The sequence below is a fragment of the Limnospira sp. PMC 1279.21 genome (assembly GCF_032349615.1).
GTDB lineage: Bacteria > Cyanobacteriota > Cyanobacteriia > Cyanobacteriales > Microcoleaceae > Limnospira > Limnospira fusiformis.
The window spans coordinates 1-15,020 of the sequence record NZ_JARPLU010000128.1; the positions used below are offsets into that span (position 1 = coordinate 1).

The window sequence follows — 15,020 nt, forward strand, 5'->3', positions numbered from 1 at the left end:
TAATAGCCCCCTATGGTTTCTAACTGTAGGGGGTGTCTATGTATTTTCTCATTTACATAATGTATTTACATTATGTAACTTCTAAAATATGAATGCCTACCCTATCATGTCCAGATATTACCCAGAACTAAGTTACCCCCAACAGATAGCTTTACCTACAACCTACGGCTAAGATTTTGGGGGTGAACTGATTATGTTGGTATCGGTTTCTGCTCGGTAATTGTCACCAGTTGAAAAGTTGTTTAGGGGTATCGGGTTGGTTCCGGTAGGAGATAGTTTAGATTAGGCGATCGCACTTTTCATATCAGCCAGATGATAGCCCATAGTTTCCCCTCACCGAGGATTATGAATCAGACCCATAGATAACCGGATAGGCGATCGCTCATAGGTTTACCTATAGGTCTAGTCCACGGAAAGGCGGTCTGATATCTTTGTACATTGATAGCTTGGGGAATTATCTTCTGCTGTTGTCGTGGTTGATTTTGAAACATATCCTCCCCCCAACCGGAACAAACACTCTTGGGGGTGCGACCGACGTGATAGCAGTCAATGGTGAGGAACGAACCGATAGGCTTGCCATTGACGGGTATCACAAGGGAGTTACCCTATCGGTGTTTGGTTGGGGGGTGGTATGGGTATTTGACAGATTGATTAAGTTGTGCTTGTTGACTGAGTAATCATCCTATTGACAGAATTATTTTCCTGTGCTAGGACTAGATTGTGAGTAATATCTGAGTAACTAGGTATAGTTATCGGGTTAAGTAAATCCCGGTTATTCCTACCAGCATTAGGTCAGTTAATAGTGGGCAGAGTCGGACTCGAACCGACATGACCGAAGTCGCCACATTTTGAGTGTGGTGCGTCTACCAATTTCGCCATCCGCCCGAATTGGTTACTTTGTTATTATACACGATTTTTCCAGATTGCAACAAAAAATTATAATCTGGGCTACTGGCCCAGCGATAGATTTCTCTGGCCCTTAGTACAGGTAGAGGATGGGTGAGTTGAGCGGTTTGGGCTTGTTTAAGTAACTCTCCCAACTCATCACTACTCATTTGATCATAGGCGATCGCTTGTTCAAGAAAAGCATCCAAATTAAGTTGAGGGGCTAAAGTTGGGGAACCCCCGGACAACTTCATCAAAACCGACATCACCACTCTAGGGTCTTGGGTAGCCAACAATGCAGCGCGATCGCAAGTAAACTCAGCACAGCGGACCCATTCAAGAATCTGAGTTTGTAGGGACTGAACCAAAAGCGCACCCAAAGTAGAGAATTGACCCGCCGCCAAAATAATCAAATTCGCCAAAGTCAGATAAACACCATGCTCACACTTGAGATGTCCCAACTCATGACCAATCACGGCTTGAATTTCTTCAGGAGTCAACAAATCCACTAAAGAGGTATGTAGGACAATAAAAGGCTGTTTTCCCCGCATAGCCAAAGTGTAAGCATTAGGGACTGGGGAAGACCTAACATAAAGCTGTGGCGGTTCCAAGTCCAAAGTCTGACAAGCGGACAACAAGAGATTATGGAGATATGGAAGCTGTTTTTCACCGACGAGAACACTCGAAGCAATATTTTCCAAATAGAAAAACTGCTCACCGACGGAACCGAGCAACTGACGGACGATCACATCTAAACCGGGAATTTGCTTTAAAGCATTAGTGGCTTGTAAATCAAGGGGATGGCGGAAATGATCTGCTTTCAGACCAATGAGAGGATTAGGAGACAAAGCCATAGTATTCAATCAAACATTGGGGAAATACAACAAGGGGCGGGTTAGCAACACCTAGGGAGTACCTTGAGGTTAGCTATAATGCCCCTATAGTTAATTATTAGCCTAGTTTACTTATCTTTGGCAGAAGAATTTTCCGATTCCGGTAGTGGCTCTATACGTTCTATCCGAGCGCCTAAATCTTTCAACTTGAGATCGATGCGTTCATAACCGCGATCGAGATGTTGTAAATCGGAAATAGTAGTTTCACCCTCAGCGGCTAAAGCAGCCAATACTAAGGCGGCTCCGGCTCTTAGGTCTGTAGCCCTGACTGGCGCACCAGATAAAATAGGAACACCACTAACGATCGCCGTATTACCCTTCATGCGGATATCAGCGCCCATGCGAATCAATTCCGCCACATGGTGTAGACGGTTTTCAAAAACAGTTTCAGTAATCAGACTATTACCCTTGCTCAGAGTTAGCAAAGACATAAAAGGGGCCTGCATATCCGTAGGGAAACCAGGATAGGGTAGGGTTTCAATATCTGTGGGTAGGATTTCCTGACCGGGAATAATCCGAATCACTTGATTATCTTCGGCGACAATAGTTGAGCCAGTTTTCCGTAACTTAGCAATCACGGCGGTGAGATGATCTGGAATAACCGGAGCCAGGGTTAGTTCAGAGCCAGTAATGGCTGCGGCCAATAAAAAAGTCCCCGCCTCAATGCGATCGGGGATGATAGAATAATCCACCGAGTGCAGATGGCTAACTCCAGAGATGACTAATTTCTTAGTTCCCGCGCCCTCAATTTTCGCGCCCATAGCCCGGCAGAAATTAGCCAGATCAATAACTTCGGGTTCTTGAGCCGCGTTATCAATAATGGTTTCCCCGTCTGCTAACACTGCAGCCATCATCAGGGTTTCGGTGGCTCCCACACTGGGATAATCCAGATAAATCTTAGCGCCTTTGAGACGGCGATCGCTCCCAGTCACGTATGCTTCAACGATCCCATGATCAATTTGCACATGAGCGCCCATCGCCCGTAGTCCCTGAACATGGAGATCCACAGGTCTAGCACCGATAGCGCATCCCCCCGGTAAGGGAACCTTAGCTATCCCTAATCGCGCCAAAAGCGGTCCGATAATAAAGAAACTAGCTCGAAGCTGACTAACTAACTCATAGGGTGCTTCAGAGTGAGTAAGTTCTCTAGCATTGATATCAATAACACTACCATCTCGTTTGAGGTCTACCCCCACAGCCGATAGAATTTGCCCCATAGTGCCGACATCAACCAATGACGGAACATTCCGTAGCCGACAGTCTTCCGAACACAGTAGAGCGCCAGCCATGATGACTAGCGCCGCATTTTTAGCACCGCTAATAGCTACCTGTCCTTTCAGGGAAGAGCGGCCCGCTATTTTGATAATAGGCTGATCGGCATCAGAGGCCGTAGAAACGTTAGACGAATTGAGAGTGAGTGTAATGGGTCTACCCTCCAAAATTGGGTTTTGACTGTGCATTGGTGGTTAATTTTTTTGTTCTGATTCTACCCGAAAGATTCTAAATGTCTAGGGGTAAAACAGGAAACGCCGGATCGGTATGGGGTGAAACCCCTATCAGAAAAGGATTTGAGACCATAAGGAAAACAGTATTTAAGTGGGGTGCCAATTTACCGCCACCCTACAGACCAGGTAAAGATATCCCGGCGCGGGAGAGTTGATCTATTGGGTGATTCGGTAGGCGATCGCAGTCTGATGATTATGGTTCCTGTTTGGTGGTGCGGGAAATGATACCCTAGATGGTGGAGAGCGTTTGCGGTTCAGCCATTATCACAAAATTAAGGTTCAGGTAAGATGCAAATTGGTGTCCCCAAAGAAGTTAAAGATCAGGAATTTCGGGTGGGATTAAGCCCCAGTAGTGTCCGAGTCTGTTGTGAAAAAGGCCATCAGGTTTTTGTAGAAACAGAAGCCGGGGTGGGGGCGGGATTTTCTGACCAGGACTATCTCGAAGCAGGCGCTGAGGTGGTTTCCTCACCCACAGAAGCCTGGAATCGTGAATTGGTGGTCAAGGTCAAAGAACCCCTACCCTCAGAATATCCCTTTATTCAGAAGGGACAACTTCTATTCACTTATTTACATCTGGCGGCGACTAGGGAATTGACGGAACACCTTATTAATAGTGGGGTGAATGCGATCGCCTACGAATCAGTAGAATTATCAGACCGACGCTTACCACTACTCACTCCCATGAGTATCATTGCGGGTCGCCTTTCCGTACAGTTTGGAGCCAGATATCTGGAACGCCAACAAGGGGGGCGCGGCGTTCTCCTGGGTGGTTTCCCCGGTGTCAAATCCGGTCACGTCGTGATTTTGGGTGGTGGTATCGTCGGCACCGAAGCCGCCCGCATTGCCGTGGGTATGGGCGCTATGGTCACAATTATTGATATTAATGTCGATCGCCTCTCCTATTTGGAAACTTTGTTTGGTTCCCGGGTAGAATTGCTTTACAGTAATTCAGCCCACATTGAGGCTACTGTTCCCCAGGCTGATTTACTCATTGGTGCGGTCTTGGTTCCAGGTTTTCGGACCCCGATTTTAGTTTCCCGTGAATTGGTCGCTAAAATGCGCCCCGGTTCTGTATTAGTTGACGTGGCGGTTGACCAAGGCGGTTGTATTGAAACTCTCCGACCTACTTCTCACAGTCAACCCACTTATATTGAGTATGGCGTGGTTCATTATGGCGTTCCCAATATGCCGGGGGCTGTACCCAGTACCGCTACCCAAGCCTTAAATAATAGCACCTTGCCTTATGTTCTCAAATTAGGCGATCGAGGACTTCGCGCTTTAGCTGAAGATGCCGCTTTAGCTAAGGGGTTAAATGTCGAAAATCACCAACTTGTTCATCCTGCTGTTAGGGAAGTTTTCCCGGATTTGGCTTAGGCGTGCCATTCTCCATGTACCGACCCGCTAGGGTCGGCTTCCCAGAATCACTGTTGATTTTTTATTCAAAAAAAATTTGTTCGGCCCATCCTGCGCGGAGGGTTGACAACAGCCGGGAACTTGTGGTAGGATATTGACATACAGTTTAATAATGAGAATATATACTTAAATTTAAAAAAAGTCACTATTCCCATTATATAAAGTATAGCCGGGAGCGCCACCAAAAGCAACCCCTCCCCCCGAAAAAAAAATTTTTTGCAACATTTCTTAATTTTTTGTAACAAAAGTTAACACAAAGTTATTGACGCATATTGCGCTTGAGTTGTTCGAGTTCCTCATCCATTTCCCACTGACGAAACTGCTGTTCGAGGGGGTCAGGGGTAGCTTGAAAGCGAGTGTAATCATTTCCTTGGTTCCATCCCTGTGTTTCCCAAGATTTAGTTTGGGTAGCTTTAGCACTGTTGATTTTTTATTCAAAAAAAAAATTTGTTCGGCCCCTCCTGCGCCGAGGGTTGACAACAGCCGGGAACTTGTGGTAGGATATTGACATACAGTTTAATAATGAGAATATATACTTAAATTTAAAAAAAGTCACTATTCCCATTATATAAAGTATAGCCGGGAGCGCCACCAAAAGCAACCCCTCCCCCCGAAAAAAAAATTTTTTGCAACATTTCTTAATTTTTTGTAACAAAAGTTAACACAAAGTTATTGACGCATATTGCGCTTGAGTTGTTCGAGTTCCTCATCCATTTCCCACTGACGAAACTGCTGTTCGAGGGGGTCAGGGGTAGCTTGAAAGCGAGTGTAATCATTTCCTTGGTTCCATCCCTGTGTTTCCCAAGATTTAGTTTGGGTAGCTTTAGCGCGGTTAGCAGCTAATTCCTGCTGTTTAATTTTAACCTCTTTGCGTCGCTGTTGAATCTGGCGATAGAGTTCCTTAGACTTTTCGATGCGGTTTTTAACGCCCTGCATTTGTCCCCAGCGCTGATTTCCCTGTCGCAATAGGGCGGCTTCTCTTTCTTGGGCGGCTTCAGCGAGGTCAGGGCGGTTGGCGGCTTGTGCTTTAGCGACCCATTTATGCCATTTTTGGATATCTTGTGCGATCGCCAAAATTTCTTCAGTGCATTTCTTTTCCTCACGCTGGAGGTCAGCAATTAATCGGAAGGTGTCCTCTTCCTGTTGACGCAATTGTTCCTCAATGGCTTGCAATTCCAAATCAGGATGATCTCGCAAAAATTCCTCTAGGCGGGTTTCCAGAAAGCGGCTGAAATCTTCAAATAAGCCCATAATGATTGTCGGTGATGGCTATGATGGCTAATTAGATTTTAGCCCAATCTAGGGATATCTCAACCAAAAGGAATAAGTTATTGGTAGGGTTGTCAGTACCTAGCCCATAGATGATAGTGAACGAGGGGAAGATTTAGGGGAAGCTGTGGTAGCTAATGCGACCACTCCAGCTACTTTAATTTTTCTCAACTTGAAGGCTTGAATAGCAGCATTAACCGTAGCCCCAGTGGTATAAATATCATCAATAATCAACACAGAACTGCGAGGGGGAAGGGGGTCTTTTCCGACTCGTAAAGCCCCCTGCAAATTCTGATATCGTTCTGGGCGGGACAAGCCGTGCAGGGCTTCGGTATTTTTGAGCCTTTGTAAACCATGGGGTTTCATAGATAAACCGGTGATTTCACAGAAGCCGCGCCCCAATAATTCGGCCTGATTAAAACCCCGTTGTTTGAGTTTAGCGGGGTGTAGGGGAATAGGAACTACAACTAAATTCTGGGGAACGCGCTTCACAGTATCGAGCCAGCCCTCGGCTAGACAATAGCCTAACATTTTGGCGATCTGTGGGTTCCCATCATATTTTAAAGCCGCGATCGCTTGTTTAAGGACTCCCCCATAACGACCCCAAACAAAAATCGGCACCTCGCCGGGGAACATTCCTCCGTGGGTAAATTGACATTCTAACAATTGTTGTTCGCAATAGCGGCAGAACTCCTGATCCGTAGGTCTGGCACAGATGGGACATTCTGGCTTTAAAAAGAGATTAAGGACAGATTGAAGAATAGAATTAGTCATGGCGAGTTAAAAAAACAGAGAATCAGACAATTGCTGTGTTCGGCAGTTTTGGTGGATAATCATAGATTAAACCAAGGTTAACTGGGACTGTGCAGATTAAACAAGTCATCATTGCTCATAAATCTAGGGATAGGCTGAGTCAGCGTTGGGCGCAACAGTACGCCAAACAATTTGAACAGCGGGGATGTCAGGTTCTGATGGGACCGAGTGGGGCGAAAGATAACCCCTATCCGGTGTTTCTAGCTTCTAGTAGTAGTCCTATTGATTTGGCGGTGGTATTAGGGGGGGATGGAACAGCTTTAGCGGCGGCGCGACATTTAGCGGAAGTAGGTATCCCCATTTTAGCGGCGAATGTGGGGGGGCATTTAGGATTTTTAACAGAGTCCTTTGAGGATATAGAGGATACGGAAACGGTTATAGATCGTTTATTTGAGGATCGCTACGCTATCGGACAGCGGATGATGTTACAGGCGGCGGTTTTTGAAGGTTCCCGCCATAACCTGGAACCGTTAAGCGATCGCTTTTTAGCCCTTAATGAGATGTGCGTAAAGCCTGCTTCTGCGTATCGAATGCCTACTTCTATCTTAGAAATGGAAGTTGACGGGGAAGTAATTGATCAATATCAAGGGGATGGCTTAATTGTGGGAACCCCCACGGGATCTACCTGCTATAATGCGTCTGCAGGCGGTCCGATTGTGCATCCGGGGATGGATGCGATCACTGTTAGTCCCATTTGTCCCCTCAGCTTTTCCAGTCGTCCTGTGGTAATTCCTTCGGGGTCAGTGGTCAGTATTTGGCCCCTAGCTGACCTCGAACATGATACTAAATTATGGACTGATGGGGTATTGGCCACATCGATTTGGCCGGGACAGCGGGTTGATGTGAGGAAAGCAGACTGTCAGGCTCAATTTATCATTCTGCGGGAGGACTATTCGTTTTATCAAACCCTGCGGGAAAAATTGCAATGGGCGGGGGCGAGAGTTAGACATATTAATAATCACCGGAATTAATCCAATTAGACTAGGGTGATCCAGGTTTTCCAACTTCCACATTTTGATAAATGGTGACGGGATGATCAATGCCTTTAAAGGTGTAGTCTCCCATTAGAGCAAATTGCTCAGGCGATCGCAACATTTGATAAGTCGCCTGACTAATGACACACTTTCCTGGGGGACAAATCGGCTCCATTCTCGCCGCCAAATTAATTGTTCCCCCCAATACGGTATAATCTACTCGTTGGGAGCTACCGACATCCCCAACTACTGCCCTACCGCTATTAATAGCAATTCGCAGTTGTAGTGGTTCGGATAACTTGCCTTTAGCGTTGAGTTGTTCCAGGCGTTCTAACATTCCCAAAGAGGCATTAACAGCGCGTTCTGCGTGGTCTGCTTGGGGTTCGGGCGCGCCAAAAAACGCCATAATACAATCACCAATAAACTTATCTAAAGTTCCTCCCAGGGCAAAAACTTCCTGCAACATTTCCTCAAAAAAAGCATTAAGTAATGTAGCTAATTCATTAGCAGGTAAGCGTTCCGAAAGGGCTGTAAAACCGACAATATCAGCAAATAAGATACTAATTTCAGCATCTGTGGAAGGCAAACGTCCATTGTCTAAAGCGCCCACATTGATTAAATGCTGTACGACCGCCGGGGTGTGGTAGCGTTCAAGACGTTGACGGATAGTGCCTTCCTGCTGCAATTTTTGAGTAAGTAACCAACGTTGAATACTAGCAGCAACTAAATTTCCCAAAGCTGAGAAAAAGCTCAAATCTTCATCACCGCCACGAGTCCAGTATTCAAAGGAAAAATGAGCATCTCCATATAAAACACCCACCACATTATCCTCATCCCACAGGGGAACTGCAATGCAAGATCTGATATCTTTAACCAGGATACTGGGTTCACTTTCAAAGCGTGTATCCTGTTGGGCATCAGCGGTTTTAATGGCGATTTTGTCACGAAAAACTCGCTTACAAATACTGCGACTAATCCAACTTCCATCATTATAGATATCTAGGCTGTGACTGGATTTTTTGGAGGCAACTTTGACGAGTTCTAGTTGTCCGTCGCCATTGAGGTCAACCAGTAAAGCCAAGCGTTCAATAATGGGGATATCATGAAAAATCACGGACTGAGTTTGTGAGAAAATGGCATCAATAGACTCAGCACTATTCAAACATTTAGCAATTTCTACTAGGTCTTGTAGGCGGGCTACAGAGCGACGATAATTATTAATGTCCTCATCAAATTGGGTGTTACTTTGAATCCATTGTTGTTTCAGATCCTGAACCCGACCAATTAAATTAGTTCCTTCCACCAGAGTCCCAATTTTGCGCCCGCCATTTTTCTTGGTATCTGGTGGTAGGATATCTAAGCGGATCTGATCAATTCGCAACTGGTCGTTAACTTTGAGGGGGTGAGGCTGGGCTAAGGATATATCATTTAGACAAGTGCCGTTTTTACTACCTAAATCTTCCACCCACCAACCACCATCAGTCCCTTTATAAATGCGGGTATGACGGCGCGATACTTCAATAAAAGGCAGTTGCAAGTTACACTCAGGCGATCGCCCAATAATAAATTCATTGCGATCGACTGGAATTAGCCTTTCGGGTTGGTTTTCAAGAATCAGTCGCAGCCTCAGTTCATCCATGAAAAATGATTAAAATAAGAATGTGGTACGCAAAACACCGATTACAACTGTGTCATTATTAGCATTATGTTCTGGATTGGTCACCATAAATACACCCGGTGTCACCCAGATATAATCACTGACACGGAAACGGTAGAAAGTCTCGAAGTGTAAGGAGGTATCGCGATCTTCTCCCAAGGGCAAATTACGGCCGGCTACCAGTTTAGGCGGTTGACCAAAGATAAAGGCAAATAGGTCGCCATTACGGCCGAAGGGTTCAGACCAACCCAGAGAAAGGCTGTAGGTAGTAGTGTTGGCATAGGCGTTGCTGGTGGTTGATTCCCCAAAGGTCACGCCCCCAAAGGCTGCGAGGGTGATATTAGACTTGATACGCCACTGGAATGACCCCCCTACTGCATTAAAGTTCATAGGTTCATCGAGTAAACCGGAGGTATCGGCGCTAAAACTTCCGGTGAGGGTGTCTAAGCGACCATTGGCAGAGTAGGCATTAATATAGGTTAAACCTGCCAAGGTGTTAGCACTGGGCTTGAGTAACAATTGTACTCCTAAAGCACTATGATCGGAATGACTAATGCCGAGTCTGGCATCGGAGCTGCCGCGAGTCCCATAGGCTACCTGTAGTCGCACCCTATCGGCAACTAACCAATCGAACCCAGCGCCTCCATCTAAAGCGCCGATTTTAAATAGGGGGCTACCCTCGCCAAAGCGGGAAATAGCACCCCGACCGCTATCAAAAAAGGGTGAGTTAGCAGTGAGGACGTTGCTGAGACTAAATCCTACGGGGCGGACGGTGAAGACTACCCGGTTATTAAAGGCGGGAAATCTATATTCTAGGTAATCGAGGAATAGTTGATCATTGGTATCAGTTTGGTATGACAGCAGAGCCATATCTCCAAACCCTGGATTTTCGACGGTTCCGGCTAATCCTCTGTTTTCAAAGTTACCGGAAACGAAGCCTATGCGGAGACGGTCGAGACCACTAAAGGAAGATACGGTTCCGAGACGCAGGAGATAGTGGAGGGTAGCTTGATGGTTGTCTCCGGTGCCGGGAGGGTCTCCGCCTACAGCACCCGCAAAGCCGAAGATGGCTTCACCACCGAATATGGTGGTAGTGGAAAATTGGTTAGCTTCTAATTCTGCGGTTCTGGCTTCAAGGGCGAAGATACGACCTCCCAAGGTGGCGAGTTCGGCGGCAAATTCCTCCTGGAGACGTTGGAGGACGGCGAGATCTTCACGGGTGACTTTATCAACTACGGAGGCGGCGATCAGTTCGTTAATTCTTTCTAAACAGGCGTTGAGTCCGGCGGCGAATTCGTAGCGGGTCATCGCGCGGTTGCCTCTATAGGTTCCGTCGGGATATCCTGCTATGCAGCCATAGCGTTCAACTAGGGATTGTAGGGCTTGAAATGCCCAGTCTGTGGGTTGAACGTCTGAGAGTTGGGAAACGGAGGTAACTTGTCCCTGAACTTCTACTAGGTCATCGCTGCTAATGATGTCTTCGGAGAGTTGGGCGATCGCTGTATTGGTATGGATAATAGAAGCGATCGCACTGGTAAGGGGAAGAATCATTGCTACTTTTGACCAGAAACTATAGCCCCATAATTTGCTCATAGAACAACACTCCTCAGAATTAACACCTGCCAACATATTAAGCCGTATGCGACAGCTACGCCAACCTCGGCTATGAAAGAGGGTTGCTGGTACTCAAGGCGCAGAGGTTGAACATTAGCGCTCAGGGACAATAGTTTCTCGGTGAAAATATAGCCGGCTGTTTAGTCAATGGTAATTGATTGAGGCCCATTACTCGAGCCATTATTGTCTCGGTCAGAGGTTGAGGAAGAGACTGGGGTTCCGGTTTCCTTTTCTAACCAGCTTTTCACTGGGTCTTCTGATAAGTTGAGTCGCAGGACGCTAGAGACAAAGCCACCCAAAAACGAGATCGGATCTTGGGTAAATTCTTTGAAGATGGGTGTCAGTTCATCCATGATTAGAGAAAGCTCCTGTAAAGAGATTTATTGTTATTCTGACTGAATTTTAGCTGAATCGGCAAAAATCAGTAAACCGGCCTGCCTACGCACAGGGAGTGGTTAGTAGTAATAGCCATCATTTCCATAGTCGCTGGAGTTATTAATATGTTTGTGGTAGTCGTCATCATCAGGACGAATGGCGGCCGGTCCAGTTTGTACCCATTTAGGTTGATGGGGTTTAGCTTTAATGCTTCCCCGGTGGCTGTCGAGGTCGGGAAGTTCCGGAAACTCCTCAACGGGTAAATCCTCAACTACTCGTTTCATAAACTCACGCCAATTAAAGGCGGCGGTACTACTAGCGCCCCAAGTGCGATCATTGTTGTCGTTTCCTAGCCATACTCCCGCCACCAGTTGCGGAATATAACCAATAAACCAGAGATCCCTAGCTTGTTCAGAAGTGCCAGTTTTACCTGCGACATCGCGATCGGCAAGGTAAGCGGCCCCACCTGTGCCGTTGCGTACCACACCAGTTAGCATCCAGGTAGTAATAGCGGCGCTGTCGGGGTCAAGAACTTGTTTAGGTGTAAACTGAGCCTGATAGATAGTTTCGCCTTTCTGGTTGATGACTCGGCGGATACCATGAGCGGGGATATATTGGCCTTGGGCGGCGAGGGTTCCGTAGGCGTTGGTTAGTTCCAAAAGATTAACTTCATAGGCTCCCAAGGCGAGGGAATAGGTGGGTTTGAGTTCAGATTTGATACCCATGCTCGTACCGAGAGAAATAACGGGTTCAAAGCCGACATCAATTAGGACTCTAACGGCAATAACATTAGTGGAATTACTGAGGGCGTTAAGCATCGATCGCCAACCACCGTAACGGTTTCCATAGTTTTGGGGGCGATATCCATCGACTCGATAGGGTTCATCATTGTAGCTATCATAGGGGGAGAAACCTGCTGCGATCGCCGCCGCATAGACCAACCCTTTAAAAGTCGATCCGGGCTGTCGTTGAGCTTGGGTCACGCGATTAAACTGACTTTCCCCGTAATTTGCACCCCCTACCATAGCTTGAACTTCTCCGGTAGTAGGGTCGATCGCCACTAATGCGGCTTGGTCAAACCCAGCGGCGCGCCCGTCTATTTTTACGGCTTCTCTAACAACCTGCTCGGCTATTTCCTGCCATTGCAGATTTAAACTCGTTTCCACCACCAAGCCCCCAATTTCTAGGGCTTCTTTTGATACAAATAATGGTAGTTCCTTTTGAATAAAATTAGCGAAATAGGGAGCCTTAACCTGTAGACGTTTATGGGGGCTAGGATTTACAACTAGGTCACTTTGAATCAGTGAATTGGCGCGACCCTCAGAAATCATGCCCATTTCCTGCATTCGGCGCAGTACAACATTCCGGCGTTCGGTAGCTAGGTCTAAATTCACCAGGGGCGAATATTGACTAGGAGCGGGAGGCAAACCCGCCAAGGTAGCCATTTCCGAGAGGGTGAGTTGTTCTACGGGTTTGCTGAAATAGACCCAAGCTGCATCAGCTACCCCATAAGCTCCCGAACCCAAATAGACTAAATTAAGATAGCGTTCGAGGATTTCTTCTTTGGTGAGAGTTTTCTCAAGTTTTTGAGCGAGGATAGCTTCCCTAAGTTTACGAGTCAGGCTGCGTTCATGGTCTAAAAACACCATCCGAGCCAATTGTTGAGTGATGGTGCTACCTCCCTGGACTACACCTGTAGCCATGACATTAGCGGATAAAGCTCTGATAATACCTTGGTAGTCAATGCCACGATGTTCATAGAAGCGTCGGTCTTCTATGGCAATAAATGCCTGGACTAACTCCTCTGGGATCTGGTCGAGAGATACCTGCTCCCTGGTAGATGGTCCGGTTTGCATGATAATGGTACCATCTGCGGCTTGAATGGTTAGGGTTCCATCTCGGTTGTAGGCTGATAGGTCAGAAATCTCGGGTAAACTTTGTTCAAGGCGATGGAACTGATAAGCTCCTAATGCGATCGCACTTCCGACTATAGTAATGATACCAACGCCTATCCACAATCTAGGGCGAGGTTTCCATTGCCAACGCCTAATTGGACGGCGACGGGGTCCTACCCCCAGGGGGGTTTCGGCAGGGGGAGGCGGGGCTGGAGCCTCGGAGTCTTGGTGCAAAACGGAGGTAGGGGGCATAGTATTTTGACTATCCCTAGATTCGTCGGTAATTTTTGGGGAAAATTCTGTCACGTAAACCTCCTTATGTGGGAAGCCCCTTGCTAAAAGGGGAGGAAAAACGACTGGTGGCAATTGCCCAGATATAATCTTGAAAAGCGTTATTGATAAGCTGGTAGGGTGCGTCGGAGAAATCCATGAGATAGGTCAAGGCAAAATCTGGTTCATCTGACGCACCAATTGCTCCCCCACTAAACTGCATGACCTAGGGCTAAACCCACAACCAACATTCCTAGGACAAGGAAAGGTTGAGCGCTTGCCTGATATTTAACATCATTTTCCAGGGGATTGCGAATAAAATACATATCCTGGAAGGTAATTTGTGGAATCACGAGTAATAACAAGATGGTGGCATAAAGGTTTTGCTTAATGCTGATCAAGTATAGGGCAACTCCGGCTTGAAAAATGTCAATCATTAATACACAGATCCAGGCGGCGGTGGTTACGCCAAACATAACGGGGAGGGATTGTAAGCCAAGTTGGCGATCGCCTTCGACACTCTTAAAGTCGTTAACAATGGCAATACCTAGCCCCGCCAAGCTGTAGAATAGGGTGAGTACCACAATAGTGGGGTTGAGTTCTCCGAATAGGGCATGACCCGCCCACCAGGGAAGGGCAATATAACTGGCTCCGAGAGCATAGTTACCTAACCAGCCGTTTTTCTTGAGTTTTAGGGGAGGCGCAGAGTAGATATAGGAAACGAAAGCGCCGCCAATACAGAGAACTGTGACCATGGGGAACTCATGACCTGCCCAGACATCTAGGATATAGGCAAGACCGATACCTGCAGCCAGGAGAATCAGAATCTGGGATACGACTTGAGGGATGGAAATTGCACCGGAGGGAATAGGGCGATATGGCTCGTTAATGGCATCTAGGTCGCGATCGTAGAAGTCGTTGAGGGTTTGGGTATACCCTGCCATTAAAGGACCCGACAGCAGCATACAGGCGGCTGCTTTAAGGATATCTTCTAGTGTCCAGCTATAGCCTCCAGAGGAAGCCGCACCACAGACTACACCCCAAATTAGGGGAATCCAGGTGATTGGTTTCATCAGTTGCAGGCGAATTTTCCAGATGGATGTTTCTCCGGGGGCGGCCCCTTTCATCCCTAGTAACTGGCGGGTTTTTGACCCGGAGTTAGGGATAGCTTCTGAAGAGGTTTCGGGGGTTGGGGAATCAGACATAGTATTTTTTTAGCTATTATTTCGGGGTTATCGCTATGGTTTTTGATAAGGCCTGCCTGATCCCAATAAACCAGTGTCGGGATTGATTGGCAAGGCACAGATTGACAATTACGAAAAAACCCGAAGAGAATTTTAGCGCATTATCGCCGGGTGCGTCAGACACATCAATAATATGGGGAAACGGAGAATCTGGCTGCTGATACATTTACGCGACATTTATCCGGCTATTGCCTGACAATGCGACGATAGCAT

13 protein-coding genes and 1 tRNA gene are annotated in these 15,020 nt (G+C 46.9%); 2 read left to right on the forward strand and 12 right to left on the reverse strand.

Going from position 1 to position 15,020, the window contains the following annotated elements; genetic code table 11:
• Positions 1 to 350: 350 nt before the first annotated feature.
• The 4 genes from P5683_RS17565 to murA all read right to left on the reverse strand — a co-directional run bounded on the left by P5683_RS17565 (position 351) and on the right by murA (position 3,238).
• A complete protein-coding gene (locus tag P5683_RS17565) occupies positions 351 to 593 on the reverse strand; it encodes a hypothetical protein (RefSeq protein WP_315669459.1) in 243 nt (80 codons plus the stop codon).
• 210 nt (positions 594 to 803) lie between these two features.
• Positions 804 to 885, reverse strand: a tRNA-Leu gene (locus P5683_RS17570).
• The gene (locus P5683_RS17575) at positions 864 to 1,739 is read right to left on the reverse strand and encodes a M48 family metallopeptidase (protein ID WP_006625340.1); all 876 of its coding nucleotides are present in this window, start codon (positions 1,737 to 1,739) and stop codon (positions 864 to 866) included. Before P5683_RS17575 ends, P5683_RS17570 begins: the two co-directional genes overlap by 22 nt.
• 107 nt (positions 1,740 to 1,846) lie before the next feature.
• Positions 1,847 to 3,238, reverse strand: coding sequence for a UDP-N-acetylglucosamine 1-carboxyvinyltransferase (murA, locus tag P5683_RS17580; RefSeq protein ID WP_006625339.1), 1,392 nt, complete (start codon positions 3,236 to 3,238; stop codon positions 1,847 to 1,849).
• Positions 3,239 to 3,571: 333 nt separating this feature from the next.
• Between murA and ald the strand changes: the two genes are divergently transcribed.
• A complete protein-coding gene (gene ald / locus P5683_RS17585) occupies positions 3,572 to 4,657 on the forward strand; it encodes an alanine dehydrogenase (protein WP_006625337.1) in 1,086 nt (361 codons plus the stop codon).
• Between the two features lie 708 nt (positions 4,658 to 5,365).
• Here the strand turns inward: ald and P5683_RS17590 are convergent.
• Complete coding sequence (locus P5683_RS17590) at positions 5,366 to 5,947, reverse strand: TIGR04376 family protein (protein ID WP_006625336.1); 582 nt, start codon at positions 5,945 to 5,947, stop codon at positions 5,366 to 5,368.
• A gap of 99 nt (positions 5,948 to 6,046) precedes the next feature.
• Positions 6,047 to 6,739, reverse strand: a complete 693-nt coding sequence (locus P5683_RS17595) for a ComF family protein (RefSeq protein WP_006625335.1) — start codon at positions 6,737 to 6,739, stop codon at positions 6,047 to 6,049.
• A gap of 89 nt (positions 6,740 to 6,828) precedes the next feature.
• Here P5683_RS17595 and P5683_RS17600 point away from each other — a divergent pair, with 89 nt between their 5' ends.
• On the forward strand, positions 6,829 to 7,749 hold the full coding sequence (locus tag P5683_RS17600; protein WP_006625334.1) for an NAD(+) kinase: 921 nt from the start codon (positions 6,829 to 6,831) through the stop codon (positions 7,747 to 7,749).
• Positions 7,750 to 7,759: 10 nt separating this feature from the next.
• Here the strand turns inward: P5683_RS17600 and P5683_RS17605 are convergent, their stop codons facing one another.
• The 6 genes from P5683_RS17605 to chlG form a co-directional block, all read right to left on the reverse strand.
• Complete coding sequence (locus P5683_RS17605; RefSeq protein WP_006625333.1) at positions 7,760 to 9,391, reverse strand: adenylate/guanylate cyclase domain-containing protein; 1,632 nt, start codon at positions 9,389 to 9,391, stop codon at positions 7,760 to 7,762.
• 9 nt (positions 9,392 to 9,400) lie between these two features.
• Complete coding sequence (locus P5683_RS17610) at positions 9,401 to 11,002, reverse strand: iron uptake porin (protein WP_006625332.1); 1,602 nt, start codon at positions 11,000 to 11,002, stop codon at positions 9,401 to 9,403.
• Between the two features lie 161 nt (positions 11,003 to 11,163).
• The gene (locus P5683_RS17615; RefSeq protein WP_006619291.1) at positions 11,164 to 11,376 is read right to left on the reverse strand and encodes a hypothetical protein; all 213 of its coding nucleotides are present in this window, start codon (positions 11,374 to 11,376) and stop codon (positions 11,164 to 11,166) included.
• Positions 11,377 to 11,478: 102 nt separating this feature from the next.
• Entirely contained in the window at positions 11,479 to 13,599 is a 2,121-nt protein-coding gene (locus P5683_RS17620) for a transglycosylase domain-containing protein (RefSeq protein ID WP_008051241.1), read from the reverse strand.
• A 10-nt stretch (positions 13,600 to 13,609) separates the two neighbouring features.
• Complete coding sequence (locus P5683_RS17625) at positions 13,610 to 13,786, reverse strand: hypothetical protein (RefSeq protein ID WP_006625330.1); 177 nt, start codon at positions 13,784 to 13,786, stop codon at positions 13,610 to 13,612.
• Positions 13,776 to 14,768 (reverse strand): chlorophyll synthase ChlG, encoded by a 993-nt coding sequence (chlG, locus tag P5683_RS17630; RefSeq protein ID WP_006625329.1) that lies wholly within the window; start codon positions 14,766 to 14,768, stop codon positions 13,776 to 13,778. The genes P5683_RS17625 and chlG overlap by 11 nt, the downstream gene beginning before the upstream one ends.
• Positions 14,769 to 15,020 lie beyond the last annotated feature (252 nt).

What these genes read in the sequence shown, in the direction of transcription:
- murA (WP_006625339.1), bottom strand. Translation starts at nt 3,238, where the DNA reads ATGCACAGTCAAAACCCAATTTTGGAGGGTAGACCCATTACACTCACT.
- P5683_RS17625 (WP_006625330.1), bottom strand. Translation starts at nt 13,786, where the DNA reads ATGCAGTTTAGTGGGGGAGCAATTGGTGCGTCAGATGAACCAGATTTT.
- P5683_RS17595 (WP_006625335.1), bottom strand. Translation starts at nt 6,739, where the DNA reads ATGACTAATTCTATTCTTCAATCTGTCCTTAATCTCTTTTTAAAGCCA.
- P5683_RS17590 (WP_006625336.1), bottom strand. Translation starts at nt 5,947, where the DNA reads ATGGGCTTATTTGAAGATTTCAGCCGCTTTCTGGAAACCCGCCTAGAG.
- P5683_RS17575 (WP_006625340.1), bottom strand. Translation starts at nt 1,739, where the DNA reads ATGGCTTTGTCTCCTAATCCTCTCATTGGTCTGAAAGCAGATCATTTC.
- P5683_RS17610 (WP_006625332.1), bottom strand. Translation starts at nt 11,002, where the DNA reads ATGAGCAAATTATGGGGCTATAGTTTCTGGTCAAAAGTAGCAATGATT.
- chlG (WP_006625329.1), bottom strand. Translation starts at nt 14,768, where the DNA reads ATGTCTGATTCCCCAACCCCCGAAACCTCTTCAGAAGCTATCCCTAAC.
- P5683_RS17605 (WP_006625333.1), bottom strand. Translation starts at nt 9,391, where the DNA reads ATGGATGAACTGAGGCTGCGACTGATTCTTGAAAACCAACCCGAAAGG.
- ald (WP_006625337.1), top strand. Translation starts at nt 3,572, where the DNA reads ATGCAAATTGGTGTCCCCAAAGAAGTTAAAGATCAGGAATTTCGGGTG.
- P5683_RS17615 (WP_006619291.1), bottom strand. Translation starts at nt 11,376, where the DNA reads ATGGATGAACTGACACCCATCTTCAAAGAATTTACCCAAGATCCGATC.